Origin of the sequence: Streptomyces lanatus (genome assembly GCF_014655715.1) — a bacterium.
Taxonomy (GTDB): Bacteria; Actinomycetota; Actinomycetes; order Streptomycetales; family Streptomycetaceae; genus Streptomyces; species Streptomyces lanatus.
Genome location: NZ_BNBM01000015.1, coordinates 1 through 25519 on the forward strand (window position 1 = coordinate 1; position 25519 = coordinate 25519).

The window sequence follows — 25519 nt, forward strand, 5'->3', positions numbered from 1 at the left end:
CCTTGCCGTTGAGCGTGGCGAGGACGAGGTCGGGGTTGTGCACCTCGACACCGGCCGGGGGTGCGATGTCGGCGGCGGTGACCAGACCCGGGCCCTGCTTGCGCAGGTACATCACGACGGGCTCGTCGTGCTCGGACGACACGACCAGCTGCTTGATGTTGAGAATCAGGTCGGTGACGTCCTCCTTGACGCCCGGCACGGTGGTGAACTCGTGCAGCACGCCGTCGATACGGATGGACGTGACCGCCGCACCCGGGATCGAGGACAGGAGGGTCCGACGCAGGGAGTTGCCGAGGGTGTAACCGAAGCCCGGCTCCAGCGGCTCGATCACGAACCGGGAGCGGAACTCGTCGACGACCTCTTCGGTCAACGAGGGACGCTGAGCGATCAGCATGTGTGGATCAGATCCTTCTTTCGTGGACGCCCGCTATTTGACGCCCGACGGAAACCGCACCCGGTGAAAAGTGCGGGTACTGCAAGGGTACGGGCGGCACGACCCAAAGGAGCCGTACCGCCCGGGAACCGCAGCTGAAACGCGTCAGACGCGACGACGCTTCGGCGGACGGCAGCCGTTGTGGGGGGTCGGGGTGACGTCCTGGATGGAGCCGACCTCGAGGCCCGTGGCCTGGAGCGAACGGATCGCGGTCTCACGACCGGAACCCGGACCCTTCACGAACACGTCGACCTTGCGCATGCCGTGCTCCTGGGCGCGGCGGGCAGCCGACTCGGCGGCCATCTGCGCGGCGAACGGCGTGGACTTCCGGGAGCCCTTGAAGCCGACGTGGCCGGCGGAGGCCCAGGAGATCACGTTGCCGGACGGGTCCGTGATGGAGACGATCGTGTTGTTGAACGTGCTCTTGATGTGGGCGTGCCCGTGAGCGACGTTCTTCTTTTCCTTGCGGCGCACCTTCTTGGCAGCGCCCTGACGACCCTTGGGGGGCATCTAGTAACTCCTACGGGGAGGTGGTCGGTCCTACAGCGAAGACCGCTGATGAAGCGTTGTCCGCTGAGGACTACTTCTTGCCCGGCTTCTTCTTGCCGGCGATGGCGCGACGCGGGCCCTTGCGGGTACGGGCGTTCGTGCTGGTGCGCTGACCGCGGACGGGCAGGCCGCGACGGTGACGGAGACCCTGGTAGCAGCCGATCTCGACCTTGCGGCGGATGTCGGCCTGGATCTCGCGACGGAGGTCACCCTCGGTCTTGATGTTGTTGTCGACGTACTCACGAATCGCGACGAGCTGCTCCTCGGAGAGGTCGCGAACGCGGGTGTTCGGGTCGATACCGGTCTCGGCCAGCGTCAGCTGGGAGAGCGTCCGGCCAATGCCGAACACGTAGGTGAGCGCGACCTCCACGCGCTTTTCGCGCGGGATGTCAACACCGGAAACGCGTGCCATTCAATGGCTCCTGGTGATCTTCGGAGGTCTTCCACAGAACCGATTCCCAGCCGCCGTATCAGGTACGAACTGAGTCCCCGGCCTCCGAACCGGGGGTGTCAGGCGGACGCTCGTCCGTCTGGGTTCTGCGTATGAACATATTCAGCTCGCGTCGCGCGAATCTCTGCGATATCGATGCAGAGGGATCGGTCGATCGTGCGTCAGCCCTGGCGCTGCTTGTGGCGCGGGTTCTCGCAGATGACCATGACCCGACCGTGACGGCGGATCACCCTGCACTTGTCGCAGATCTTCTTGACGCTCGGCTTGACCTTCATGGGACTGAGGTTCTCCGAGTCAGAGGGATCTACTTGTAGCGGTAGACGATCCGGCCACGGGTCAGGTCGTACGGAGACAACTCCACCACGACCCGGTCGTCAGGGAGGATACGGATGTAGTGCATACGCATCTTGCCGCTGATGTGTGCCAGGACCTGGTGGCCGTTCTGGAGCTCGACCTTGAACATGGCGTTCGGCAGAGACTCGACGACAGTGCCCTCGATCTCGATGGCACCTTGCTTCTTGGCCACGCTTCGCCCTTCGGAATCGACTACCTTGATCGACTCCTGTGCTTTCCTGTTCTTGGAGCTACAGGCGCATGCGGACATGCGGGTGCACGAGAGCCGACGAGTCAGTCTACGTCAGGGCCCTCGGAAAGACGAATCGAGGAAGCCTGCCCCAACCGGCAGATCATTAAGCAAGGGGATCCGGGGCGGCGGTGATCCCGTGCTCCGCCAGCTTCGCCCTGCCGCCGTCGGGGGCGGTGAGCACCAGGGGGCCCTCCTCGGTCAGTGCGACCGAGTGCTCCCAGTGCGAGGACCAGGTGCCGTCCGTGGTGATGACGGTCCAGTCGTCGGACAGGACCTCCGTCTTCGGCGTCCCGAGCGAGACCATCGGCTCGATCGCGAGGCAGAACCCGGGGACCAGCTTCGGGCCCTTGCCCCGCCGGCGCTCCACGTAGTTCAGCAGATGCGGGTCCATGTGCATCTCGGTGCCGATGCCGTGGCCGCCGTAGTCCTCGATGATGCCGTAGCGGCCGCCGCCGGGCTTCGGCTGGCGGCGGATGTAGGTCTCGATGGCGCGGGAGACGTCGACGAGCCGGTTGCCCAGCTTCATCGCGGCGATACCGGCCCACATCGACTCCTCGGTCACCCGGGAGAGCTCCAGCAGCTCCGGAGCGTGACCGGAGCCCACGAAGGCCGTGTAGGCCGCGTCGCCGTGCCAGCCGTCGATGATGGCGCCGCAGTCGATGGAGATGATGTCGCCGTCCTTGAGGACGACGTCCTCGGACGGGATGCCATGGACGACGACCTCGTTCACGGAGGTACAGATCGTCGCGGGGAAGCCGCCGTAGCCGAGGAAGTTCGACTTGGCACTGTGCTCGGCGAGGACCTTGCGGGCGACCTCGTCCAGATCCCTGGTGCTGGCCCCGGGCACCGCGGCCTCGCGCGTGGCCGCGTGAATGGCGGCGACGACCAGCCCCGCCTCACGCATCTTGGCGATCTGCTCGGGGTTCTTGATCTGCACCATGGGGTCGGGCGCCTTTCCTTCACGGGACTGCGGGGACTGCGGGGACTGCTTCAACCATAAAGGCGGAGCCTCGGTGCCCCGCCCCACGCAGCAGCCGCGGCCCCCTCAACGGGAACCGCGGCCTGTGCTGCCTACGAGCCAAGAACGCTGCTACTTGCCGTCCTCGTCACGCTGAAGCGCCTCCATGGCGCGCGCCGTGACCTCTTCGACCTTGCCGAGCGCGGAGATGGTGACGACCAGCCCCTGCGTCTTGTAGTAGTCGATGATCGGCTCGGTCTGCGTGTGGTAGACCTCCAGCCGCGTGCGGACGGTTTCCTCGGAGTCGTCGTCGCGCTGGTACAGCTCGCCGCCGCAGGCGTCGCAGACGCCTTCCTTCTTCGGCTGGCTGTACGTCACGTGGAAGACATGGCTGGAGTCCCGGCGGCAGATGCGCCGCCCGGCGATCCGCTTGACGACCTCTTCCTCGGGGACCTCGAGGTCGAGCACCGCGTCCAGCTTCATGCTCTCGGACTGGAGCATCTCGTCGAGCGCCTCGGCCTGCGACACATTGCGCGGGAAGCCGTCCAGGAGGAAGCCGCCCTCGGCGTCCGGCTTCTCCATGCGGTCCTTGGCCATCCCGATGGTGACCTCGTCCGGCACCAGGTTGCCCGCGTCCATGTAGGACTTCGCGAGCTTCCCGAGCTCCGTCTGCTGGCTGATGTTGGCGCGGAACAGGTCGCCCGTGGAGATGTGCGGGATCGACAGGTTCTTGGCGAGGAACGCGGCCTGCGTTCCCTTGCCGGCACCCGGCGGCCCGACGAGGACGATACGCATCAGCGGAGGAACCCTTCGTAATTGCGCTGCTGGAGCTGGCTCTCGATCTGCTTCACCGTTTCCAGTCCGACACCCACGATGATCAGGATGCTGGTACCACCGAACGGGAAGTTCTGGTTTGCCCCGAAACCAGCCAACGCCATCGTCGGCACGAGAGCGATCAGACCCAAGTACAGCGAGCCCGGCCAGGTGATCCGGTTGAGCACGTAGGAGAGGTACTCAGCGGTCGGTCGGCCAGCCCGGATGCCCGGGATGAAGCCACCATACTTCTTCATGTTGTCCGCGACTTCCTCGGGGTTGAACGAGATGGCCACGTAGAAGAACGCGAAGAAAACGATCAACAGGAAGTACGCGGTGAGGTAGTACGGGTGGTTTCCCTTGACGAAGTACTGCTCGATCCAGGTCTTCCAGCCGGAGTTACCTCCGGAGAACTGGGCGATCAGCGCGGGGATGTAGAGCAGCGACGACGCGAAGATGACAGGAATCACACCCGCCTGGTTCACCTTCAGCGGGATGTACGTCGAGGTACCGCCGTAGGAACGGCGGCCGATCATGCGCTTCGCGTACTGCACCGGGACACGGCGCTGGGCCTGCTCGACGAAGACGACCAGACCGACCATGAAGAAGCCGACGAGGATGACGGTGCCGAACTCGATCCAGCCGCCGGCCAGCGAGCCCTGCTTCTTGATGGCCCACAGCGCGGACGGGAAGGTCGCGGCGATCGAGATGAACATCAGGATCGACATGCCGTTGCCGATGCCGCGGTCGGTGATGAGCTCACCGAGCCACATGACGACGGCCGTACCGGCGGTCATGGTGATGACCATGACGATGGTGGTGAAGATCGAGCGGTCCGGCACGATCTGCCCGGCGACCTGGCACCCCTGGAAGAGCGCGCCGCTGCGGGCGGTGGCCACCAGGCCGGTGCCCTGAAGGATGGCGAGCGCCACCGTCAGGTAACGGGTGTACTGCGTGATCTTCGCCGTACCGGCCTGGCCCTCCTTCTTGAGGGCTTCCAGGCGCGGGATCACGACGGTCAGCAGCTGCAGGATGATGCTCGCCGTGATGTACGGCATGATGCCGAGCGCGAAGATCGTGATCTGGAGCAGAGCGCCGCCGCTGAACATGTTGACCAGGCCGAAGAGGCCCTGGTTGGCGTTCGCCTGGTCGATACAGACCTGGACAGCCGTGTAGTCGACGCCTGGGATCGGGACGTGGGTACCGATTCGGTACACCACGATGATGGCGAGAGTGAAGAGCAGCTTCTTGCGCAGGTCGGGCGTCTTGAACGCCCGGGCGAACGCGGTGAGCACGGTGCCTCCTGCGACCCCCGCGCTACTGCGTCAAGGGTGACGGTCTTGAGGTTCGACTAATAGGGACGACTTAGCTAACGGTCAACTGCCGCTCAGAGTGCCTCACACGAAGCACTCGGTAAAAGTGGGCAGTGCAGGCCACCTTACCGGCGAGACCGCCCCCCTTGGAACGACCAACCGGGGATACCCCATTTGTGGGGTATCCCCGGTCGGGATCGCTCAAGTCATCGAGTCGCCTGATGCGTTCAGACGAGCTCGGTGACGGTACCGCCGGCGGCGGTGATCTTCTCCTTGGCGGAGCCGGAGACGGCGTCGACCGTCACCTGCAGCGCCACGGAGATCTCGCCCTGGCCGAGGACCTTGACGAGGCTGTTCTTGCGAACGGCACCCTTGGCGACCAGACCCTCGACGGTGACCTCGCCACCCTCGGGGTACAGCGCCGCCAGCTTGTCGAGGTTCACGACCTGGTACTCGGTCTTGAACGGGTTCTTGAAGCCCTTCAGCTTCGGAAGACGCATGTGGAGGGGCATCTGGCCACCCTCGAAGCGCTCCGGAACCTGGTAACGGGCCTTCGTACCCTTGGTACCACGACCGGCCGTCTTACCCTTCGACGCCTCACCACGACCGACACGGGTCTTCGCGGTCTTGGCGCCCGGGGCGGGACGGAGGTTGTGGATCTTGAGCGGGTTCTGCTCCGCCATGATCAGTCGACCTCCTCGACCGTCACGAGGTGGCGGACGGTGTGCACCATGCCGCGGAACTCGGGGCGGTCCTCCTTGACGACCTGCGTGTTGATCCCCTTGAGACCAAGGGAACGCAGGGTGTCACGGTGGTTCTGCTTGCTGCCGATGTAGGACTTGACCTGCGTAATCTTGAGCTGCGCCACGATTACGCACCCGCCCCGGCACGCGCACGGAGAAGAGCCGCGGGGGCGACGTCCTCGAGCGGCAGACCGCGGCGGGCCGCGACCTCCTCGGGACGCTGCAGGCCCTTGAGGGCCTCCACGGTCGCGTGCACGATGTTGATCGCGTTGTCGGAGCCCAGGGACTTCGACAGGATGTCGTGGATACCGGCGCACTCGAGCACGGCACGCACCGGACCACCGGCGATAACACCGGTACCGGGCGACGCGGGCTTGAGCAGCACGACGCCGGCAGCCTTCTCACCCTGGATCGGGTGCGGGATGGTGCCCTGGATACGGGGGACCTTGAAGAAGTGCTTCTTGGCCTCCTCCACACCCTTGGCGATGGCGGCCGGCACCTCCTTGGCCTTGCCGTAACCGACACCCACGGTGCCGTCACCGTCGCCCACCACGACCAGCGCGGTGAAGCTGAAGCGACGACCACCCTTCACAACCTTGGCGACGCGGTTGATCGCGACAACGCGCTCAACGTACGCGGTCTTCTCGGCGGCAGCTGCGCCGCCGTCACGGCCCTTCCGGTCCCGCCGCTCGCCGCCACCGGCACCGCCACCGCGGCGCTGGGGTCCAGCCATTGGATTTACCTCTCTCTTTTCCGCTAGCTACGAACGGCTCAGAACTTCAAGCCGGCTTCGCGGGCGGCGTCCGCCAGGGCAGCGATGCGCCCGGCGTACTGGTTACCACCGCGGTCGAATACGACGGCCTCGACACCGGCGGCCTTGGCGCGCTCGGCGACCAGGGCGCCGACCTGCTTGGCCTGCGCGGACTTGTCGCCCTCGGCACCGCGGATCGAGGTGTCCAGGGTGGACGCCGACGCAAGGGTGTGACCCTTGATGTCGTCGATCACCTGGGCCACGATGTGGCGGTTCGAGCGGGTAACGACCAGACGCGGACGCTCCGCCGTTCCGTTGATGTGCTTACGGATCCGGATGTGGCGGCGCTTGATCGCGGCGCGCTTGTAGGCGTCGCCCTTAAGGATCTTCTGTCCGTATGCCATGGCTTACTTACCCGCCTTTCCGACCTTGCGGCGGATGACTTCGCCCTCGTACTTGACGCCCTTGGCCTTGTACGGGTCGGGCTTGCGCAGCTTGCGGATGTTGGCCGCAACCTCGCCGACCTTCTGCTTGTCGATGCCCTCGACCGAGAAGTGCGTCGGGTTCTCGACCTTGAACGAGATGCCCTCGGGCGCCTCGACCGTGATCGAGTGGCTGTAGCCGAGCGCGAACTCGAGGTTCGAGCCCTTGGCCGCCACGCGGTAACCGACACCGCTGATCTCGAGCTTCTTCACGTAACCCTGGGTCACGCCGGTGATCATGTTCGCCACCAGCGTGCGGGACAGGCCGTGCAGGGCCTTGTTCTGACGCTCGTCGTTGGGGCGGGTGACGTTCAGGACGCCGTCCTCACCCTTGGCGATGTCGATCGGCGCGGCAACGGTGTGGGTCAGCGTGCCCTTGGGGCCCTTGACCGAGACCGTACGGCCGTCGATGGTGACGTCCACGCCGGCGGGAACCGTGATGGGGAGCTTGCCAATACGCGACATAGCTGTTTCCTCCGTTCCCTTCCGCTACCAGACGTAGGCGAGGACTTCCCCACCCACGCCCTTCTTGCCGGCCTGCTTGTCGGTGAGGAGCCCGTGGGACGTGGAGATGATCGCCACGCCGAGGCCGCCGAGCACCTTCGGCAGGTTGGTGGACTTCGCGTAAACCCGGAGACCGGGCTTGGAGATCCGCTTGATGCCCGCGATGGAGCGCTCACGGTTGGGGCCGAACTTCAGCTCCAGGACGAGGTTCTTGCCGACCTCGGCGTCCTCGACCTTCCAGCCCGTGATGAAGCCCTCCTGCTGGAGGATCTCCGCGATGTGCGACTTGATCTTCGATGCCGGCATCGTCACGGAGTCGTGGTATGCCGAGTTCGCGTTCCGCAGACGCGTAAGCATGTCTGCGATCGGATCAGTCATGGTCATGAATTGGCCTTCGGCCTCTCTCGCCGGGGTTTCCTGGTGCGCCATCCCTCTCCCCGATCCGAGACGGGACGGGTGCGGCGCGGTGGACCTACGGCGTAGTAAGTCGTATGGGCGTCAGGCGCCCAACCCTCCAAGCCTAAGCCATGGAGAGGTGGGCACCTGACAGAGCCCTTTACTTACCGAGAGCTTCCGGAACCCCTGAAAACAGGGACTACCAGGAGCTCTTGGTCACGCCCGGCAGCTCGCCACGGTGAGCCATCTCACGAAGGCACACGCGGCACAGGCCGAACTTGCGGTACACGGAGTGCGGACGGCCGCAGCGCTGGCAGCGCGTGTAGCCACGCACACCGAACTTGGGCTTGCGAGCAGCCTTGGCAATCAGAGCCTTCTTCGCCATCTCGCTCACGCCTCCTTGAACGGGAAGCCGAGGTGACGAAGGAGCGCGCGGCCCTCAGCGTCGTTGGTCGCCGTGGTGACCACGGTGATGTCCATACCCCGGGTACGGTCGATCTTGTCCTGGTCGATCTCGTGGAACATGACCTGCTCCGTGAGACCGAAGGTGTAGTTGCCACGGCCGTCGAACTGCTTGGGGGACAGACCACGGAAGTCGCGGATGCGCGGCAGCGCGAGCGACAGGGTGCGGTCCAGGAACTCCCACATGCGGTCGCCACGGAGCGTGACGTGGGCACCGATCGGCTGACCCTCACGCAGCTTGAACTGCGCGATGGACTTGCGGGCCTTGGTGACGGCCGGCTTCTGACCGGTGATCGTGGTGAGGTCGCGAATCGCGCCGTCGATCAGCTTGGAGTCGCGGGCGGCGTCGCCCACACCCATGTTGACCACGATCTTGACGAGGCCGGGGATCTGCATGACGTTCTCGTACTTGAACTCGTCACGCAGCTTGCCCGCGATCTCCTCGCGGTACTTCTGCTTCAGACGCGGAGTGGTGGTGGTCGTCATCAGATGTCCTCACCCGTCCGCTTGGCAACGCGGATCTTGTTGCCTTCGTCGTCGAAGCGGTAGCCGACACGCGTGACGACCTTGTTGCCGTCCTTCTCAACGACCAGCTGGACGTTGGAGACGTGGATCGGCGCCTCGGTCGTGACGATGCCGCCGGCCTGCGAACCGCGAGCGGTCGGACCGGCCTTGGTGTGCTTCTTGACCCGGTTGACACCCTCGACCAGGACACGCTCCTCGCGCGGGTAAGCGGCAATGACCTTGCCCTGCTTGCCCTTGTCCTTACCGGTGATGACCTGGACCAGGTCGCCCTTCTTGATCTTCATGCTTACAGCACCTCCGGAGCCAGCGAGATGATCTTCATGAACTTCTTCTCGCGCAGCTCACGCCCGACCGGGCCGAAGATGCGGGTGCCGCGAGGGTCGCCGTCGTTCTTCAGAATGACGGCGGCGTTCTCGTCGAAGCGGATGTACGAGCCGTCCGGACGGCGGCGCTCCTTGACGGTGCGAACGATGACCGCCTTGACGACGTCACCCTTCTTCACGTTGCCACCGGGGATCGCGTCCTTGACGGTGGCGACGATGACGTCACCGATGCCCGCGTAGCGGCGACCGGAGCCACCGAGCACACGGATGCAAAGGATTTCCTTCGCACCAGTGTTGTCGGCGACGCGCAGTCGCGACTCCTGCTGGATCACGTCTATCTCCTGTGTGTCTGCCGGTTCCCCGGGAGCCGCTCAGTGAGCGGCTCCCGGAGCCTGGCGGAACTGTCCTGCGGGGATGCCCGCAGGAATTACTTGGCCTTCTCGAGGATCTCGACGACGCGCCAGCGCTTCGTCGCGGACAGCGGCCGGGTCTCCATGAGGAGGACACGGTCGCCGACGCCCGCGGCGTTCTGCTCGTCGTGCGCCTTGAGCTTGTTGGTACGGCGGATGACCTTGCCGTACAGCGCGTGCTTGACGCGGTCCTCGACAGCGACGACGACGGTCTTGTCCATCTTGTCGCTGACGACGAGACCCTCACGGGTCTTGCGGAAGCCGCGCGCCTCTGCAGTCTCAGTCACGTTCTTCTCGCTCATCAGGCGTTCTCCACCGTTTCGATGCCCAGCTCACGCTCGCGCATCAGGGTGTAGATCCGCGCGATGTCCTTGCGGACCGCCTTCAGACGGCCATGGTTCTCGAGCTGCCCGGTCGCCGCCTGGAAGCGGAGGTTGAACAGCTCTTCCTTGGCCTCGCGAAGCTTCGCAAGAAGCTCCTCGTTGCCCAGCTCGCGCAGCTCGGACGCCTTGGTACCGGCCGACATCACGCTTCACCTGCCTCGCGCTTGACGATCCGGCACTTCATCGGCAGCTTGTGGGCCGCACGAGTCAGCGCCTCACGGGCGATCTTCTCGTTGGGGTACGACAGCTCGAACATCACGCGTCCGGGCTTGACGTTGGCGATCCACCACTCCGGCGAACCCTTACCGGAACCCATGCGGGTCTCGGCAGGCTTCTTGGTGAGGGGACGGTCCGGGTAGATGTTGATCCAGACCTTGCCACCACGCTTGATGTGACGCGTCATGGCGATACGAGCGGCCTCGATCTGACGGTTCGTCACGTACGCCGGGGTGAGCGCCTGGATGCCGTACTCGCCGAACGCAACCGTCGTGCCACCCTTGGCAGCGCCGGAGCGCTTCGGGTGGTGCTGCTTGCGGTGCTTGACCCTACGGGGGATCAGCATTTCGGTCAGGCCTCCGTTCCGGTGCTCTCAGCCGGAGCGGACGCGGGAGCCTCGGCCTTGGGGGCCTCGGAACCGGCAGCCTGCTGCGGCTTGCGACCGCGCCGCTCGCCACCACGGCCACCACGGGCCGGGCGGTCGGAGCCGCCACCGCGGGCCGGGCGGTTACCCGCACGGGCAGCGGCGTTCTCGGCGCGGACCTCGGCGATGTTCTTGACGTCGCCCTTGTAGATCCAGACCTTCACACCGATACGGCCGAAGGTCGTCTTGGCCTCGAAGAAGCCGTAGTCCACGTTCGCACGGAGCGTGTGCAGGGGCACACGGCCCTCGCGGTAGAACTCCGAGCGGGACATCTCGGCGCCACCGAGGCGGCCACCGCACTGGATCTTGATGCCCTTGGCGCCGGCCTTCATCGCCGACTGCATGCTCTTACGCATGGCGCGGCGGAAGGAGACGCGGGAGGAGAGCTGCTCGGCAACGGCCTGAGCAACCAGCTGAGCGTCCGTCTCGGGGTTCTTGACCTCGAGGATGTTCAGCTGGACCTGCTTGCCCGTGAGCTTCTCGAGGTCACCGCGGATGCGGTCGGCCTCGGCGCCACGGCGGCCGATGACGATGCCCGGACGCGCGGTGTGGATGTCCACGCGGACACGGTCACGGGTGCGCTCGATCTCAACCTTCGAGATACCGGCGCGCTCCATGCCGGACGTCATCATCCGACGGATGGCGACGTCTTCCTTGACGTAGTCCTTGTACAGCTTGTCGGCGTACCAACGCGACTTGAAGTCGGTCGTGACACCGAGCCGGAACCCATGCGGGTTTACCTTCTGGCCCATTACCGGGTTCCTTCCTTGCTGCTGACGACCACGGTGATGTGGCTGGTCCGCTTGCGGATCCGGTAGGCACGGCCCTGGGCACGCGGACGGAACCGCTTCAGGGTCGGACCCTCGTCAACGTACGCCTCGCTGATGAACAGCGAGGAGGCGTCCGGGTGGTCGTAGTTGTGCGCGGCGTTGGCGATGGCGCTGTCGAGCACCTTGCCGACGGGCACGGAGGCTGCCTGCGGAGCGAATCGCAGAACAGCCTGAGCCTCCGTGGCATCCATGCCACGGATAAGGTCCACCACGCGGCGGGCCTTCATGGGCGTAACGCGGATGTACCGCGCCTGGGCCCTGGCTTCCATGGTTGTCCCTCTCAGTTACTTACGTGTCTGAATGCGATCCGCTACTAGCGGCGCTTCGACTTCCGGTCGTCCTTGACGTGGCCCCGGAAGGTGCGCGTCGGCGAGAACTCGCCGAGCTTGTGGCCGACCATCGACTCGGTGACGAACACCGGGATGTGGGTCTTGCCGTTGTGCACCGCGAGCGTGTGGCCGAGCATGGCCGGCACGATCATGGAGCGACGGGACCAGGTCTTGATGACGTTCTTGGTGCCGGCTTCGTTCTGGGCTTCCACCTTCTTGATCAGGTGGTCGTCGACGAAGGGCCCCTTCTTGAGACTGCGCGGCATCTAAACCCGCTCCTAGCGCTTCTTGTTCGTCTTGCGGCGGCGGACGATGTACTTGTTCGAAGCCTTCTTCGGCGAACGAGTACGACCCTCCTTCTGACCCCAGGGGCTGACCGGGTGGCGACCACCGGAGGTCTTGCCCTCACCACCACCGTGGGGGTGGTCAACCGGGTTCATCGCCACACCGCGAACGGTCGGACGAACGCCCAGCCAGCGCTTACGGCCGGCCTTGCCCCAGTTGATGTTGCTCTGCTCGGCGTTGCCGACCTCGCCGACGGTGGCGCGGCAGCGCACGTCGACCAGGCGGATCTCACCGGACGGCATGCGGAGGTGGGCCATCTGGCCCTCCTTCGCGAGCAGCTGCACGGAGGCACCGGCGGAGCGGGCGAACTTGGCACCGCCACCGGGACGGAGCTCGATCGCGTGGATCGTGGTACCGACCGGGATGTTGCGGAGGGCCAGGTTGTTGCCCGGCTTGATGTCGGCCCCGGGACCGTTCTCGACGCGGTCACCCTGCTGCAGGTTGCGCGGGGCGAGGATGTAGCGCTTCTCGCCGTCGGCGTAGTGCAGCAGCGCGATGCGCGCGGTGCGGTTGGGGTCGTACTCGATGTGCGCGACCTTCGCCGGCACGCCGTCCTTGTCGTGACGACGGAAGTCGATCACTCGGTAGGCGCGCTTGTGTCCGCCACCCTGGTGGCGAACGGTCACACGACCGGCGTTGTTACGGCCGCCCTTGCTGTGCAGCGGGCGGACCAGCGACTTCTCCGGCGTGGACCGCGTGACCTCGACGAAGTCGGCGACGCTGGAACCACGACGGCCCGGCGTAGTCGGCTTGTACTTGCGGATTCCCATTTCTCAGTCCTCGTCCGATATCGGACGATCCGGACCGCCCTTAGGCGGTCGGACCGCCGAAGATGTCGATACGGTCGCCCTCGGCGAGGGTCACGATCGCTCGCTTGCTGCCGGCCCGCTGGCCGAAGCCCGTGCGGGTGCGCTTGCGCTTGCCGACGCGGTTGATCGTGTTGACCCCGGTGACCTTGACGTCGAAGACCGCCTGGACGGCCTGCTTGATCTGGGTCTTGTTGGCGCTCGGGGCGACGATGAACGTGTACTTGCCCTCGTCGAGAAGCGCGTAGCTCTTCTCCGAGACGACCGGCTTCAGCAGCACGTCACGGGGGTCCGTGAAGGACTTGCTGATCGGGGTCTCGACGGTGTTCTTGCCCTCGGCTTCGTGACGACGCGCCTTGGCGACGCGCGCGGCCTTGGCGGCCTTGGCCGCCTTGGAGGCGATGGAGGGGTGACGGACGGCCATCAGACCTCAGTCCCTTCGGTGTCGTTGGCCTTCGGGCCGGCGACGAAGGACTCGAGAGCGGCCTGGGTGAAGACCACGTCGTCCGAGACGATCACGTCGTACGTGTTCAGCTGGCCCGGCTCCAGGATGTGCACCTGGGGCAGGTTGCGGGCGGACAGCCACGCGGCCTCGTCGGCACGGTCGACGACCAGCAGGAGGTTCTTACGCTCGCTGATCTTGCCGAACAGAGCCTTGGCGGCCTTGGTGGAGGGGGTCTCGCCCTCGATCACGCCGGTGACGACGTGGATGCGGTTCGCGCGGGCCCGGTCGGTGAGGGCGTGACGCAGAGCGGCAGCCTTCATCTTCTTGGGGGTGCGCTGCGAGTAGTCGCGCGGCACGGGACCGTGCACGACGCCACCACCGGCGAACTGCGGCGCGCGGGTCGAGCCCTGACGGGCGCGGCCGGTGCCCTTCTGGCGGTAAGGCTTCTTGCCACCACCACGGACTTCGCCACGGGTCTTGGTCTTGTGCGTGCCCTGACGGGCAGCCGCGTTCTGCGCAACGACGACCTGGTGGATCAGCGGGATGCTGACCTTCTCCACGCCGAAGATCTCCGCGGGGAGCTCGACGCTACCGGTCTTCTCGCCGGCAGGCGAAAGGATGTCAACAGTGCTCATCGGTTACCTCAGGCCCCCTTGGCCGCGGTGCGGACCAGGACGAGGCCGCCGTTCGGACCGGGAACCGCGCCCTTGATGAGCAGCAGACCCTTCTCCGCGTCAACGGCGTGGACGGTCAGGTTCTGGGTGGTGACCCGCTCGTTGCCCATGCGACCCGCCATGCGGAGGCCCTTGAACACACGGCCCGGGGTGGCGCAGCCACCGATGGAGCCGGGAGAGCGGTGCTTGCGCTGGGTGCCGTGACCGGCGCCGAGGCCCTTGAAGTTGTGACGCTTCATGACACCGGCGAAGCCCTTGCCCTTGCTCTTGCCGGTGACGTCGACCTTCACGCCGGCCTCGAAGACCTCGGCCGTGACTTCCTGGCCGAGCGTGTACTCGGAGGCGTCAGCGGTGCGGATCTCGACGAGGTGGCGACGGGGGGTGACGTCGGCCTTGGCGAAGTGGCCCTTGAGGGGCTTGTTCACCTTGCGCGGGTCGATGTCGCCGAAGGCGATCTGCACCGACTCGTAGCCGTCGACGTCGTTCGTACGAACCTGGGTCACGACGTTGGGGCCGGCCTTGACGACGGTGACCGGAACAACACGGTTGTTCGCGTCCCACACCTGCGTCATGCCGAGCTTCTCGCCCAGGATGCCCTTGATCTGCTTAGCCATTCTCAGATCACCGACCCTCAGAGCTTGATCTCGATGTCGACACCGGCCGGGAGGTCGAGTCGCATCAGAGAGTCAACGGTCTTGGGCGTCGGGTCGAGAATGTCGATCAGGCGCTTGTGCGTGCGCATCTCGAAGTGCTCGCGCGAGTCCTTGTACTTGTGCGGCGACTTGATGACGCAGTACACGTTCTTCTCAGTGGGCAGCGGCACCGGGCCCGCGACCGACGCACCAGTGCGAGTCACCGTCTCGACGATCTTCTTCGCCGAGGAGTCGATGACCTCGTGGTCGTAGGCCTTGAGCCGGATGCGGATCTTCTGTCCCGCCATGGCTACTCAGTAGTCCTGTCTCTATACAGCTCTGGAACCCGGTCTTCCGTGCGCCCACTCTCCGACCCACGCGGTCGGGCGTGTCGCGCTTTCGCTGACACAGATGTCCCTTGTTCGAACATCCCTTGTCTGAGAAAGAGATCCACCGGGTGCCTGGCCAGTGCCGCACCACACTTCCCGAAAGATTCCCGTACGTCCGCCCCAGCGCTGCCTTACGGCAGTTAGGGCGACGAGTACTGTGGGACTCGCTTCCGGTCCTCCCGGCGGGAGGCGCGCAGCATCAACACTCGACCGAGCAACTCGGACAGTCTGCCATATGGGGCAGGGGCTCCGCCAATCGAGCCGGAGAGAATACCCCGAGGGTGACGTAGGTCAAACCCAGGCCCGACACGCGTAGGCCCGGGAGACGCGATGACGGGCCCGCAGACCTCGACGGACCCGTCAGTCACAACAGCCTCAGGCCTCCCGCGCCTGCGTCAGCTCTCCGTTCCTCCCGGGCGGGGTCCCGCGAGCTGACCCGTGAGCGGCTCGGAAGGGTGCTGCGGAGCGAGCAGGTGGAGCGCGTCCCGCAGCAGCGTGCTTGAGGTGTGCTCGGTATAGGGGAAGTACACGACCTCGACCCCCACCCTCGCGAATTCGGTCTCGAGCGTCGTCCAGACGTCCGAGCCGAGCCAGTCGTCACCCTTGAAGATGACGTCGAAACCGACTTCCTTCCAGATCTCGATCTTGTCGTCCACGGTCGCGACGAAAGCCTCGTCCACATGGCGCACGCTGCGGACGATCTGGAGTCGCTCGGCGAGCGGTACGACGGGCGGTCTGCCTTTCAGACGCACCACGAGGTCGTCGGAACACACGCCGGCGATGAGCCGGTCGCAGTGCCCGCGGGCCCGGCGCAGGACGTTCAGATGGCCCACGTGGAAGAGGTCGAAGACCCCTGGCGCGTAGCCGAGACGTTGCCTCATCGCCGCCGTTCCTTCGGAGTCTTCGAGGTCTTCGAAGCCTTGTCGGCGACAGCGGTGACTGTGAGTGCCCGCGACCTGAGCGTGGTGTTGCGGCCGTCGGTGACGGCGATCGTGTACCGGTGGCGCGAGCCGGGGGCGACGGTGTCCGTGTACTTCATCCTGGGGCGGTTCCACTCCTGGGACCGGCCTGTCCGCGTGGCCACGAGGAGGCCGTCCCGGTAGATGAGGTACTTCAGCTCCGCGTCGTCCCGGTCCCATGCGGCACGCCAGGCGAGCGTGACCCGACCGGCACGCGCCACCGAGGCCGTGAGCCGGGGCGGGTTCTCCGGGGCTCCCCGGTCGGGGCCGGCCCCGAAGCGGGTCAGGCTCTGCTGCGGCCGGTTGTTGACCGTGGTGAACTCGCCGCCGGCCCACAGGATGCCACCGGCCATCGCCATGGCCCGGGGGCCGTTCTGCTCGCCGATCCCTTCGTTCGTGTCGGGGAACCAGTGCAGAATGTGGCGGTCACGGGTCGACTGGGCCAGGAAGTGCTGGCGGTTGTCGTACTCGGGGAAACCGCCCGGTGTGTCCCTGCAGTTGTGGGCGTGGGATCCGCTGTAGAGCACACCGTTGTGCAGGGCGAGCGCCTGGGTGGCGCCCAGGCAGGTGTCACGCCACACCAGCTTGCCGGTACGGAGGCTGGCGGCGATACGGCCGTCGAAGATGCCCGTCCCGTTGCCCTCGGCCGCCACATAGAACTTGGTCTTGTCGCGGACCAGCGCCTTCACGGCCGATCGGGCCGGCAGCCAGTCCGTGTACTGGGCCACCGTCTTCCCCGTGCGGGGGTGCAGGCCGACGAGCGATGCCTCCAGGTCGTCGTTGACCAGCTGGAAGTCACCCCCGATGATGATCTTGCCGTACTCGGGCGCGGCGGCGATGGCGCGTACCGGCGCCTCGATCTCCGCCTTGAACGGCAGCAGCGCACCTCTGTGGGTGAACGCCGCGATGCGCTCCCTCTCCCGGCCGTCGGCGGCCGTGAAGTCGCCTCCCAGATAGACCGCGCTCTTCGTGACGTCGATGGCCCGCACATCCGACGACAGGCGCGGGCGGAAGTCCTTGCGCAGCGAGCAGGAGGCCGTGTTGAGCGCGACCGCATGGGACGCCCTGGCCTTGCCGGCCTTGGCGAACGAGCCGCCGATGTAGAGCATCCTGCCGTCCGCGGTCGCCTTGAGCGCCCGTACGGTGCTTCCAGCGCCGGTGAAGCGGTGGGCGCACGACAGCAGTTTGCCGGTGACGGCGTCGAAGGCCGCGAAGTTCTTGCGCGCGACCTCCCTCTGGCCAGGCTTGGCGCCCGGAGGACGGACCTTGTTGAAGGTCCCGCCGACATACACGACACCGCGTGCGTACTCGATCGACCAGACGATGCCATCGGTCTGCCAGGTCGCCAAAGGATCGGCGGTCAGGGTCTTTTCGTCGCTGTCGGCCACCGAGGCCGAAGCGGTGATGAGCGAGGCAGCCGCGAGGAGGGCCGCGACCGAAGCCGCGGTGGCCCCCCGCTTCGTGCTTTTTCTCAGGCGCATGGAACATCCCGGGTTGCAGCAAGGACGGGTGGAAGAAGGGGAGATGGACCGGCGGCCGCGATTCCGAGACGGCCTCACGGGGTGCGCTCGCGCAGCACACCGACGAGTTCATGCACTCCCAAAGGTGTGCGAAATCGCCACAAACCTATACCAAATGCGCACAATCCCATGGTGATTGCGACGGCAAGTCCTACGGTCGTGTCACCTGCCAACCGCCTCGCGGCGGCGACCGGCGCCACGGTGAGGCAGAGGGCGACGGCAGCCGCCAGGAGGTATCCGCCGTCGATGAAGCCGAAGCCGGGATGCCGCCGCACCAACACGGCTGCGACGACGTTCTCGACGACGGTCGCCGCTCCCCAGGACAGAGCGGCGCCGATGACGCCGAGACGGGGAATGGCGAGGAACCCCACCGTCAGCTGCACCGCGAACGCGACCCCGGTGACCGCCAGATGCCAGGTGCTCTTGCCCGCCATGAGCAGCACCGTCTGGGCGTTGCCCACCCCGACGTTGACCGCCGAGGCGATACAGAGCAGCACCAGGGCGCCCTCCCCCTGCTCGAACTCCGGCCCGAACAGCGACAGAACGGTGCCCGGGAAACTCGTGAGCAGGGCCAGCAGCGGCCAGGAGAACAGCACGATCCAGCGCGTCGAGACACGGTGCAGATGGGAGGCCTGCCCGAGGTCGCCCAGCGCGAGAAGGCGGCTGATCTCGGGAGCGACGGCCAGCCGGATGGCCAGCTGGAGCAGCGTTGCCGCGATGACCACCCGGCCCACGGCGGTGTAGATGCCCGCCTCTTCGCTCGTCGCCAGGGAGGACAGCAGGACGACGCCCAGCCAGACCGCGCTGATGTCGAAGACGGACGAGACGGCCCGGGGGGCGGCGAACGCCCAGAACCCGCGCCGGGTGGCGGCGGTCTCCCCTACGGAGACATGTCCCGTGCTCCTGCGGCGGCACCGGCGCAGCTCGAGCCAGGCGATGAGGAAGCCGGCCAGGGAGGGCACCAGCCAGGCGGCGGCCAGCGTCAGCACGCCCGGGGCCAGCAGCAGGACCGGTACGGCGATCAGGACACGCAGCACCGGCTTCCCGATCTGCTCGACACCGACGTACGGGATCACGGTGCCGTAGCCCTGGGTGGCACCCAGCAGGATCAGTGTGACCGTGGCCAGGGGGAGGAACACGGCGAACAGCCGGACCAGGGTCACCGCGTCGCCCGGGGCGAGACTCGGCAGCAGCGCGGTGGCCGTCCGGGGCGACAGGAACAGCAGTGCGGCGGCCGTGGTGCTCGCCAGGGCTCCTGGCACGACCGCGCTGCGCAGCAGTGCGCCCACCTTGCAGCCGCCGGTGATGGCCAGGTCACCGGGGATGAAGCGCACCAGCCCGGTGTCGGCGCCGAGCTTGCAGGTGTTGCACAGGATGGTGAAGGCCGCGACGCCGGTGAACACCGCGCCCGCCCCGTACGCCCCCAGTCCGCGGGTGACCAGGGCGACCAGGACGTAGCCGAAGACCGCGTTGACCGTCGAGCCCAGGAACCCCCACCATCCGCCGCGTGCGGTGGCGGCGACCCCGGACCGCACGTGGGACTCGACGGTGGCCGGGACGGTCGTACCGGAGGTGCTCACCGGGAGGTGCTGAGCGTGTCGTCCCGCACCGGCTCGGTCGGCCTCGCCACGGCGTCGTCGGCCGCCGCGGACGGTGCCGTGGACGCGTTCCGCTCCCGGACCCGACGCCACCGGTTGCGGTCCGTGACCCGGCGGAGCAGGCCGGACCGGCTGCCGTCGTGGAGCGCCGCGCCCACGATGTGCCCTCCCAAGCAGCTGACCAGCTCGTGAACCCGCTTGAGGTCGTCGCGCCGGATGTCGTCCAGCGCGCCCGCCACGAGAACGCCGTCCACGCATGGAGCAAGCACCAGGCCATCGCCGTGTTCCAGCAGAGGCGGGCTCAGGAGGAGCGTCGGCCCGCCGGAATCGGCACCCGGCACACCGCGCGCCGCCGGGACCGCCGGCCCGTCGTCGCCGGTGGTGCCGCGACTGTGGGGGCAGAGCGTGAACCGCCCGGCTGTGCCGGCGTCGACCATCACTGCTCCCTCGGGTGCGTCGTCCGGCTCGGGGCCGCCGGCCGCCAGCGGCAGGCGTGCCCACAGACCGGGCGTGTGCGCGACGGCGTCCACCAGCCGTACGTCGTCACCGGACTCGGCGAAGGCGGCGGCGAGGTTCACGGCGACGGCGTCGGCCGCACGCTGCTGTCGAGGCGCCACGATCATGAGCCTGCCCACAGCCATACGGCCGTCGCTGCCCCGCAGACGCTGGGCCAGGGCGCGGTACGCCTCCGCGCGGCTGCCGTCCGCCCGGCCGACCTCCAGCAGTTCGCCCTCGGCGCCGGGGGCCGGGAGGATACCCAGGACGGGTGCGTGCAGGGACTCCTGGACCTCGCCGACCGAGCGCGCCCGCGGCTCCAGGGCGGAGCACAGCCAGGCGAGCACGACGCCCAGGATGAGACCGCCGAGCAGGCCGGTCCCGATGAGCCAGCCGGGGCGGGGTCCCGAGGGCCGCGCCGCCGGTTCGGCCCTGCGGACGATGTCGCCGGCGAAGGTGTCGTAGGTCCCGACGTCCGAGAGCTTCTTGCGCAGAATGCCGACCTGCTCCCGCAGGCCCGCGGCGCCGGTGACGGGCTGGTCGCCCTTCTTCGTGTTGAGCCGCTCGGTCAGTTCGTTGATCTGCCGCTCCAGTCCGGCGGCCATCCGGGCAGCCATGGCCTCGGACCGGTCCTGGCGATCGGCGAGATAGGCCCGGGCGAAGGCGTTGGTGACCCGTGCGGCACGCTCCGCGGTGCCCGCCGTGTACTCGAACCGGAGGACCTGGGTGTCCGGGATGTTGGTCACGCGCAGGTCCGCCGGCAGCGCGTCGGCGCCGGGCCGGTGGCGCAGTTCCTTCGCTGCCCGGGCCGCGACGGTCGCGCTGAGCGCGATCTGCCGCTCCGTGCCCATGCTCACCTGGCTGTCGGCGCCCACTCCGATCGTGCTGAAGGGGTCGGACCTGGCGCGGACAAGGACTTCACCTGTGGAGGTGTAGCTGCCTGCGCGCAGCAGGACCAGGAGCAGCCCGCCGAGCAGTCCCAGGAGCACGCCCAGCACGATGGTCGCGCGGTACCTCAGCAGCAGGCGCACCTGGTCGCGCAGCTCATCGGGGTCGTCGTACTGATCGTCGAAACCGGCGGGGCTGGTCACGGGTGCCTCCTGTGGCCGGGGATGAGTGCGTGGCCCGCGGTGGCGGGTGACCGCACCAGTGACGGGAGACGGGATCGTCCGGCGGTGCGGGTGAGGAAGAACGGAACGATCAGGAGCAGCAGGAGGGGCGCGACGATCGCCATGAGGCTGCCGCGCAGGAAGATCAACTGGTAGAAGGCGAAGGCGGGGACCAGCAGAACCGCCAGCGTGCTCTGCCGGCCCCGCAGCCGCGCCCTGATGTCGTCCACCCGTCGTCCGGCCGCGCCCAGCAGACAGAAGACCGCGACGACGCACAGCGGACCGCCCCACAGGTAACTCTCGATCCACAGCGGCGCGGAAAGGTTTTGGAAGTCGTAGCCTGCGTACTGGGCGAATTCGATACCGGTGGCCTGCGGCTTTCCGGGCCACATGGTGCGAGGGATCATGACGAGGATGACACCGAGCAGGGACGACGGCGTGAAGCCGTTTTCCTGCACATAGTCGACGCCGGTCTGCATTTGCTGAAATGCGTCGTAATCCATGGCGGTACTGAACTGCTCCGCAAGTCCCACGAGTTGTAGCGCTTCACGTTCGTCGTAGCGGAAGTAGTCGCTGTACGGGAAAGCGAACAGCACGACGGCCGTGATGGCCACGGCGGTGCGGCGAAAGGCCGGCGGGGTGTTGAACCGGTGCCACGAGAAGAGCAGCACCAGAAGGACGGTGCCGGCCCAGAAGCGCGGCCTGCTGATCGGGTTGTTGACGATCACGTTGAGAGCTAGCAGGGCCGGGAGCAGCAGCCTGCGGATCGTGCGCAGCAAGCGGTCGCCGGTGGCCCGGCGGGGCAGGTGGACCAGGGCCACCATGGACCAGAAGGCCGGGACTGCAAGGCCCCAGACGCGCAGCGCGTGCGCGGTGTCCGACTGGGTGCCCGACTGCCACAGAGCCTGTCTGCTGGTGAAGTAGGCCCTCAGACCGCCTTCCTGCCCGGGGATCAGCACGACCGCGAGCAGCAGCGACAGACAACACAGGAGCAGCACGGGGAGCGGCGCGAGCGTGCGGGACAGCAGTGGTTCGAGTACGGCCGACCTGGCGCCGTTGCGTCCGGCGGCCAAGGCTGCCCCCGCGGTGTAGGCGAGGAGCCCGAGTTCCGTCAGCACGGCGGCCCCGAAAGCTGTCGTCTCACCCGTGCGGTAGCCGAGCGGATAGGTGTCGGTGGCGAGCATGGCGAGCGGCGCCAGACCGAGCCATACGTAGGAGAAGAGCCAGAATCCGAACGCGATCAGGCGCACCGACGTATCGGTGAGCACCCGGGCCAGCCCCACTCCCGTGTGCACCACGACGACGCATTGCACGGCGAGCGCCACCCCGAAACGCGTGTCGATGGACTGCAGAATCAGCGCGGGCAGGAAGACGACAAAGAAGAGGGCCCAGCAGCACACCGCCGCCACGGAACGCTGTTCACCGCCTCGCACCTGCACCCCCGATCGAGCGAGCAAACGGAATGGATCGCCACCGGTAGATTTATAGCTCAATAACCCGGCCCATCCCTCGCATTTCAGAGGGCGTTTCACATGACGTGAACGACTATGAAGTCACAATAATCATGGAGCGGCTCGGCTTGCCGCCCGCAGAATTTCCTCGAAACGCGAAGCGCACCTCTCCAGGGCGAACTCCCGCTCGGCCAGCGCCCGGCTCTCCTTGCCCAGCGACTCCGCCCGCGCCGGGTCGTTCAGGACCCCGCGGACCCAGGTCGCCGCGTCGGACAACGAGGACTCCTCGGGGGCGAACACCGGCGAGCCGGCCTGCCGGAGCAGCTTCGCCGCCAGGTTGTCCGCCGGCATCAGGCCAAGCACCGGGCGTCCGGCGCACAGATAGGACAGCGTCTTGGAGGGGACCGAGAACTCTCCCGCGTCCGCAGTCAGAAGCACGACCAGCACATCGCCCGCGCCCAGCACCTCGGGCAGCCGCGCGTAGGGCTGGAAGGGCAACAGGGTCAGGTCGACGCGGCGGGCGGCGGCGGCCTCCTTGATGACCGGGACGGCCGGGCCGTCGTTGACGACCACGAGGCGGACCCTTTCGCCCTGCTCGCGCAGCTTCTCGGCCAGCCGCACCAACAGGACGGGGTTGTGCTTGAGGCCGATCGTGCCCGAGTAAAGCACGGTCCTGACGCCGGTGAGGCCATGCTCATGCGACCACGCGTTGACGCGGGGCACGGGGACGATCTCGTCCAGCGGCGCCCAGTTGGGAATGACGGTGACCTTGTCGGCGGTACCCCACTCGCGGTGGACCCGCACGAAGGACTCCGCGATCACGACGATCGCCAAGGCACGTCGCGCCGACCACCTCTCGCCCCGCTCGAAGACGCGGGCGGCGACGCCCATCAGCCTCGACACCCCGGCGGCGGCAAAGCTCTTCAGAGCTACGGCGGTGATGTCCTGGTGCCACAGTACCCAGGGGATACGCAGGGTCCTCAGCACGGACACGGCCACGACCAGGGTCGGGATCGGCAGATTCGCCAGCATCGCCACGTCCGGCTTCTCGCGCCGCACCTGCCGTGCCAGCTCCAGACCCAGCCGCGTCTCCTTGAAGAGGCGTCGGACGTAGGCCCCCTTGTCCAGCACGACGCGGTCGCCGATGGTGACGAACCGCAGACCGGCTACGGTGCCCTCGGCGAGGTTGCCCTTCCCGGAGACGTAAGCCGAGCAGGTCGAGTGGACGACGTCATGACCGCGGTACGCCAGTTCACGGCTGAGCTGGGCCTGGAACGGGTGCCCGCTGTAGTCGTGGACGAGGATCCTCATGTGCTGCGCTCCCGGCCGGTTCGAGGGATCAGGAACAGGCACGCTTGACCTGGTCGTAGACCCAGGCGTACGTCTTCTCGAGCCCGTCTGCCAGCGCGATCGACGGCTCCCAGGCGTACAGTTCGCGGATCAGCCCGTTGTCGGAGTTGCGGCCACGTACGCCCTGCGGTGCGTCCAGCCGGTAGGTGCGCTCGCAGCGGATGCCCGCGATCTCCTCGACGATGTCGACCAGTTGGTTGATGGTGACCAGCTCGGAGGAGCCGATGTTGACCGGCACGCTGCTGGTGCCGTTCATGACCGTCCGCGTGCCGTACAGGCAGTCGTCGATGTACATGAAGGAACGGGTCTGCCGGCCGTCGCCCCAGATGTCGATCCGGTGCTCACCGGAGATGACCGCCTCGGCGATCTTGCGGCACACGGCCGCCGGGGCCTTCTCGCGCCCTCCGGTCCAGGTGCCCGCGGGGCCGTAGACATTGTGGTAGCGCGCGACGCGGCAGGTGAACCCGTAGTCCTCCTCGAAGTGGCGGCACATGCGCTCCGAGAAGAGCTTCTCCCAGCCGTAGCCGTCCTCTGGCTGCGCCGGGTAGGCGTCCTCCTCCTTGAGGGCGGTGACTCTCGGGTCGCGCTGCTTGCCGGCGGCGTACACACAGGCGGACGAGGAGTAGAAATAACGCTCCACCCCGGCCTCGTGCGCGGCCTTGAGCATGTGGGTGCTGGTCAGCACCGACATCATGCAGGCGGCCTTGTGGTTCTCGATGAATCCCATGCCGCCCATGTCGGCGGCCAGCATGTACACCTGACGGGCACTCCGGACGGCGGCGCGGGCGTTCGCCAGGAGAGACAGGTCGGCGACGACGTTCTCGGCGGCGGCGTGCACTTGCTGCCACTCATCACGCGGCTTGATATCGACACACCGAACGGTCAGCCCCTGGTACAGGAGGTCGGCCGCGAGATGCCCACCAATGAATCCTCCGCCACCCGCGACAACGACGTCCACCTGCTTGCTCATGGCAGCTCCTTCTGGAAAGCCGGAATCCGACTGGCAGATTAATCACCGTTTACACCTTTTCATGTGATATGCCGCGTGTTTCCGCATCACAAGGTGCCCGATGCCTCCGTCCGGGTTCGGGTCAGGAGAGCTCCCGGAGCCACTTGCCGAAGAACGCCGGAAGCAGCACGACATGGGCTACGAGCAGGGCGACGTACGACGCAAGGAACAGCTTCCGGCTCCCTAGGAACAGAAAACTCAGGCAGAACAGGCCGTAGTCCACGGGCAGCAGAGCCATACCGCGAACTCTGGAAGGCGGGGGCACCGGTCCGGTGGGCGTTTTCGCCCTTCGCCTTCTCAGCTGTTCCGTGAGAATCCCGCCGAAGAACAGCAGGACAGCGGCGAACTGGAAGATGACCGGGAGCAGCAGCGCCGGCGGCGTCAGGCCGAAGAAGCGGTAGAAGGAAATCAGCACCGCCGCGTGAATGCCCAGGATTTTCGCGCAGTCCACCATGTGGTCCAGCCACTCCCCGCAAAGGCTGGACGACCGGTGCAGCCTGGCCAGCTGACCGTCCGCGGAATCGAGCGCGAACCCGAGAAGCAGAGCGAGGGAGACCCACTGTCCCAACATGTACGAGGGCGGGCGGAGAGCAATCGCGACAACGGCCGCGAAGGTGATCAGCGCGCTGACGCCCGTCACATGGTTGGGTGAGAGCCCGATACGGTATGCCGCTGCCGCGAGCAGTCTCCCGGCAGGCCGGTTGACGAACCGTGCGTAGACGGAAACCCCCTGAGCGGGTTTCTGCACCTTCGAGAGCTGCTGCAGCGTGCTGGAGAATTCCATTACCTCGACCTAGTGCGTCAACTGGCGGGAGGATCAACCGCGTACCGAATTCTCGGAGTCGTCCGCGCGCGA

At 66.9% G+C, this 25519-nt stretch carries 37 protein-coding genes; all 37 read right to left on the bottom strand.

The window, feature by feature from the left end; genetic code table 11:
• The coding region (locus IE325_RS31925) for a DNA-directed RNA polymerase subunit alpha (protein WP_506005360.1) at positions 1–394 on the bottom strand (394 nt) is incomplete at its 3' end.
• A 144-nt stretch (positions 395–538) separates the two neighbouring features.
• The gene (gene rpsK, locus IE325_RS31930) at positions 539–943 is read right to left on the bottom strand and encodes a 30S ribosomal protein S11 (protein ID WP_003956432.1); all 405 of its coding nucleotides are present in this window, start codon (positions 941–943) and stop codon (positions 539–541) included.
• 70 nt (positions 944–1013) lie between these two features.
• Complete coding sequence (gene rpsM, locus IE325_RS31935; RefSeq protein WP_037680379.1) at positions 1014–1394, bottom strand: 30S ribosomal protein S13; 381 nt, start codon at positions 1392–1394, stop codon at positions 1014–1016.
• 200 nt (positions 1395–1594) lie between these two features.
• The gene (gene rpmJ, locus IE325_RS31940; RefSeq protein ID WP_003998809.1) at positions 1595–1708 is read right to left on the bottom strand and encodes a 50S ribosomal protein L36; all 114 of its coding nucleotides are present in this window, start codon (positions 1706–1708) and stop codon (positions 1595–1597) included.
• 29 nt (positions 1709–1737) lie between these two features.
• Positions 1738–1959, bottom strand: coding sequence for a translation initiation factor IF-1 (infA, locus tag IE325_RS31945; protein WP_003948620.1), 222 nt, complete (start codon positions 1957–1959; stop codon positions 1738–1740).
• A 163-nt stretch (positions 1960–2122) separates the two neighbouring features.
• Positions 2123–2959: a type I methionyl aminopeptidase gene (gene map, locus IE325_RS31950; RefSeq protein ID WP_190073607.1), complete on the bottom strand. Its 837-nt coding sequence runs from the start codon at positions 2957–2959 to the stop codon at positions 2123–2125.
• A 150-nt stretch (positions 2960–3109) separates the two neighbouring features.
• Positions 3110–3772 carry an adenylate kinase gene (locus IE325_RS31955; RefSeq protein ID WP_190073608.1) on the bottom strand — a complete coding sequence of 221 codons (663 nt, stop codon included), beginning with the start codon at positions 3770–3772 and terminating at the stop codon, positions 3110–3112.
• Positions 3772–5085: a preprotein translocase subunit SecY gene (gene secY / locus IE325_RS31960; RefSeq protein WP_190073609.1), complete on the bottom strand. Its 1314-nt coding sequence runs from the start codon at positions 5083–5085 to the stop codon at positions 3772–3774. Before secY ends, IE325_RS31955 begins: the two co-directional genes overlap by 1 nt.
• Positions 5086–5330: 245 nt before the next feature.
• Positions 5331–5786 (bottom strand): 50S ribosomal protein L15, encoded by a 456-nt coding sequence (rplO, locus tag IE325_RS31965; RefSeq protein WP_014674382.1) that lies wholly within the window; start codon positions 5784–5786, stop codon positions 5331–5333.
• Positions 5787–5788: 2 nt separating this feature from the next.
• On the bottom strand, positions 5789–5971 hold the full coding sequence (rpmD, locus tag IE325_RS31970) for a 50S ribosomal protein L30 (RefSeq protein WP_003974250.1): 183 nt from the start codon (positions 5969–5971) through the stop codon (positions 5789–5791).
• Positions 5972–5973: 2 nt separating this feature from the next.
• A complete protein-coding gene (rpsE, locus tag IE325_RS31975) occupies positions 5974–6579 on the bottom strand; it encodes a 30S ribosomal protein S5 (protein ID WP_015658456.1) in 606 nt (201 codons plus the stop codon).
• A 38-nt stretch (positions 6580–6617) separates the two neighbouring features.
• Positions 6618–7001, bottom strand: a complete 384-nt coding sequence (gene rplR / locus IE325_RS31980) for a 50S ribosomal protein L18 (protein WP_190073610.1) — start codon at positions 6999–7001, stop codon at positions 6618–6620.
• A gap of 3 nt (positions 7002–7004) precedes the next feature.
• Positions 7005–7544, bottom strand: coding sequence for a 50S ribosomal protein L6 (gene rplF, locus IE325_RS31985; RefSeq protein WP_190073611.1), 540 nt, complete (start codon positions 7542–7544; stop codon positions 7005–7007).
• 24 nt (positions 7545–7568) lie between these two features.
• The gene (gene rpsH / locus IE325_RS31990) at positions 7569–7967 is read right to left on the bottom strand and encodes a 30S ribosomal protein S8 (RefSeq protein ID WP_007384075.1); all 399 of its coding nucleotides are present in this window, start codon (positions 7965–7967) and stop codon (positions 7569–7571) included.
• Between the two features lie 211 nt (positions 7968–8178).
• The gene (locus tag IE325_RS31995; protein WP_003948630.1) at positions 8179–8364 is read right to left on the bottom strand and encodes a type Z 30S ribosomal protein S14; all 186 of its coding nucleotides are present in this window, start codon (positions 8362–8364) and stop codon (positions 8179–8181) included.
• Positions 8365–8369: 5 nt separating this feature from the next.
• Positions 8370–8927, bottom strand: a complete 558-nt coding sequence (gene rplE / locus IE325_RS32000) for a 50S ribosomal protein L5 (RefSeq protein WP_190073612.1) — start codon at positions 8925–8927, stop codon at positions 8370–8372.
• A complete protein-coding gene (gene rplX / locus IE325_RS32005; protein ID WP_031477830.1) occupies positions 8927–9250 on the bottom strand; it encodes a 50S ribosomal protein L24 in 324 nt (107 codons plus the stop codon). Before rplX ends, rplE begins: the two co-directional genes overlap by 1 nt.
• Positions 9251–9252: 2 nt before the next feature.
• Positions 9253–9621, bottom strand: a complete 369-nt coding sequence (rplN, locus tag IE325_RS32010) for a 50S ribosomal protein L14 (protein WP_003998823.1) — start codon at positions 9619–9621, stop codon at positions 9253–9255.
• 95 nt (positions 9622–9716) lie between these two features.
• Positions 9717–10001 (bottom strand): 30S ribosomal protein S17, encoded by a 285-nt coding sequence (gene rpsQ / locus IE325_RS32015; RefSeq protein WP_190073613.1) that lies wholly within the window; start codon positions 9999–10001, stop codon positions 9717–9719.
• Positions 10001–10225 carry a 50S ribosomal protein L29 gene (gene rpmC / locus IE325_RS32020; protein ID WP_007494763.1) on the bottom strand — a complete coding sequence of 75 codons (225 nt, stop codon included), beginning with the start codon at positions 10223–10225 and terminating at the stop codon, positions 10001–10003. Before rpmC ends, rpsQ begins: the two co-directional genes overlap by 1 nt.
• Positions 10225–10644, bottom strand: a complete 420-nt coding sequence (rplP, locus tag IE325_RS32025; protein ID WP_030967307.1) for a 50S ribosomal protein L16 — start codon at positions 10642–10644, stop codon at positions 10225–10227. The genes rpmC and rplP overlap by 1 nt, the downstream gene beginning before the upstream one ends.
• Before the next feature lie 5 nt (positions 10645–10649).
• Positions 10650–11474, bottom strand: coding sequence for a 30S ribosomal protein S3 (gene rpsC / locus IE325_RS32030; RefSeq protein ID WP_190073614.1), 825 nt, complete (start codon positions 11472–11474; stop codon positions 10650–10652).
• Positions 11474–11821: a 50S ribosomal protein L22 gene (gene rplV, locus IE325_RS32035; RefSeq protein ID WP_053759515.1), complete on the bottom strand. Its 348-nt coding sequence runs from the start codon at positions 11819–11821 to the stop codon at positions 11474–11476. Before rplV ends, rpsC begins: the two co-directional genes overlap by 1 nt.
• A gap of 44 nt (positions 11822–11865) precedes the next feature.
• A complete protein-coding gene (rpsS, locus tag IE325_RS32040; protein ID WP_019753092.1) occupies positions 11866–12147 on the bottom strand; it encodes a 30S ribosomal protein S19 in 282 nt (93 codons plus the stop codon).
• Positions 12148–12159: 12 nt separating this feature from the next.
• Positions 12160–12996, bottom strand: coding sequence for a 50S ribosomal protein L2 (gene rplB / locus IE325_RS32045; protein ID WP_059192905.1), 837 nt, complete (start codon positions 12994–12996; stop codon positions 12160–12162).
• A 40-nt stretch (positions 12997–13036) separates the two neighbouring features.
• Positions 13037–13456, bottom strand: coding sequence for a 50S ribosomal protein L23 (gene rplW / locus IE325_RS32050; RefSeq protein ID WP_190073615.1), 420 nt, complete (start codon positions 13454–13456; stop codon positions 13037–13039).
• Positions 13456–14112, bottom strand: coding sequence for a 50S ribosomal protein L4 (rplD, locus tag IE325_RS32055; RefSeq protein WP_190073616.1), 657 nt, complete (start codon positions 14110–14112; stop codon positions 13456–13458). Before rplD ends, rplW begins: the two co-directional genes overlap by 1 nt.
• An 8-nt stretch (positions 14113–14120) precedes the next feature.
• Positions 14121–14765, bottom strand: a complete 645-nt coding sequence (gene rplC / locus IE325_RS32060; protein WP_190073617.1) for a 50S ribosomal protein L3 — start codon at positions 14763–14765, stop codon at positions 14121–14123.
• A 17-nt stretch (positions 14766–14782) separates the two neighbouring features.
• Positions 14783–15091 carry a 30S ribosomal protein S10 gene (gene rpsJ, locus IE325_RS32065; protein WP_003948644.1) on the bottom strand — a complete coding sequence of 103 codons (309 nt, stop codon included), beginning with the start codon at positions 15089–15091 and terminating at the stop codon, positions 14783–14785.
• Positions 15092–15567: 476 nt separating this feature from the next.
• Positions 15568–16053, bottom strand: a complete 486-nt coding sequence (locus IE325_RS32070) for an FAD synthase family protein (RefSeq protein WP_190073618.1) — start codon at positions 16051–16053, stop codon at positions 15568–15570.
• Positions 16050–17612 carry a fibronectin type III domain-containing protein gene (locus IE325_RS32075; protein ID WP_190073619.1) on the bottom strand — a complete coding sequence of 521 codons (1563 nt, stop codon included), beginning with the start codon at positions 17610–17612 and terminating at the stop codon, positions 16050–16052. The genes IE325_RS32070 and IE325_RS32075 overlap by 4 nt, the downstream gene beginning before the upstream one ends.
• A gap of 74 nt (positions 17613–17686) precedes the next feature.
• Entirely contained in the window at positions 17687–19231 is a 1545-nt protein-coding gene (locus tag IE325_RS32080) for an oligosaccharide flippase family protein (protein WP_190073620.1), read from the bottom strand.
• The gene (locus IE325_RS32085) at positions 19228–20835 is read right to left on the bottom strand and encodes a hypothetical protein (RefSeq protein ID WP_190073621.1); all 1608 of its coding nucleotides are present in this window, start codon (positions 20833–20835) and stop codon (positions 19228–19230) included. Before IE325_RS32085 ends, IE325_RS32080 begins: the two co-directional genes overlap by 4 nt.
• Positions 20832–22385 (bottom strand): hypothetical protein, encoded by a 1554-nt coding sequence (locus IE325_RS32090; RefSeq protein WP_229912145.1) that lies wholly within the window; start codon positions 22383–22385, stop codon positions 20832–20834. Before IE325_RS32090 ends, IE325_RS32085 begins: the two co-directional genes overlap by 4 nt.
• Before the next feature lie 30 nt (positions 22386–22415).
• Entirely contained in the window at positions 22416–23615 is a 1200-nt protein-coding gene (locus tag IE325_RS32095; RefSeq protein WP_190073622.1) for a glycosyltransferase family 4 protein, read from the bottom strand.
• A gap of 28 nt (positions 23616–23643) precedes the next feature.
• Complete coding sequence (locus tag IE325_RS32100; RefSeq protein WP_190073623.1) at positions 23644–24624, bottom strand: NAD-dependent epimerase/dehydratase family protein; 981 nt, start codon at positions 24622–24624, stop codon at positions 23644–23646.
• A gap of 121 nt (positions 24625–24745) precedes the next feature.
• Entirely contained in the window at positions 24746–25447 is a 702-nt protein-coding gene (locus tag IE325_RS32105; protein WP_190073624.1) for a CDP-alcohol phosphatidyltransferase family protein, read from the bottom strand.
• Positions 25448–25519: the final 72 nt, after the last annotated feature.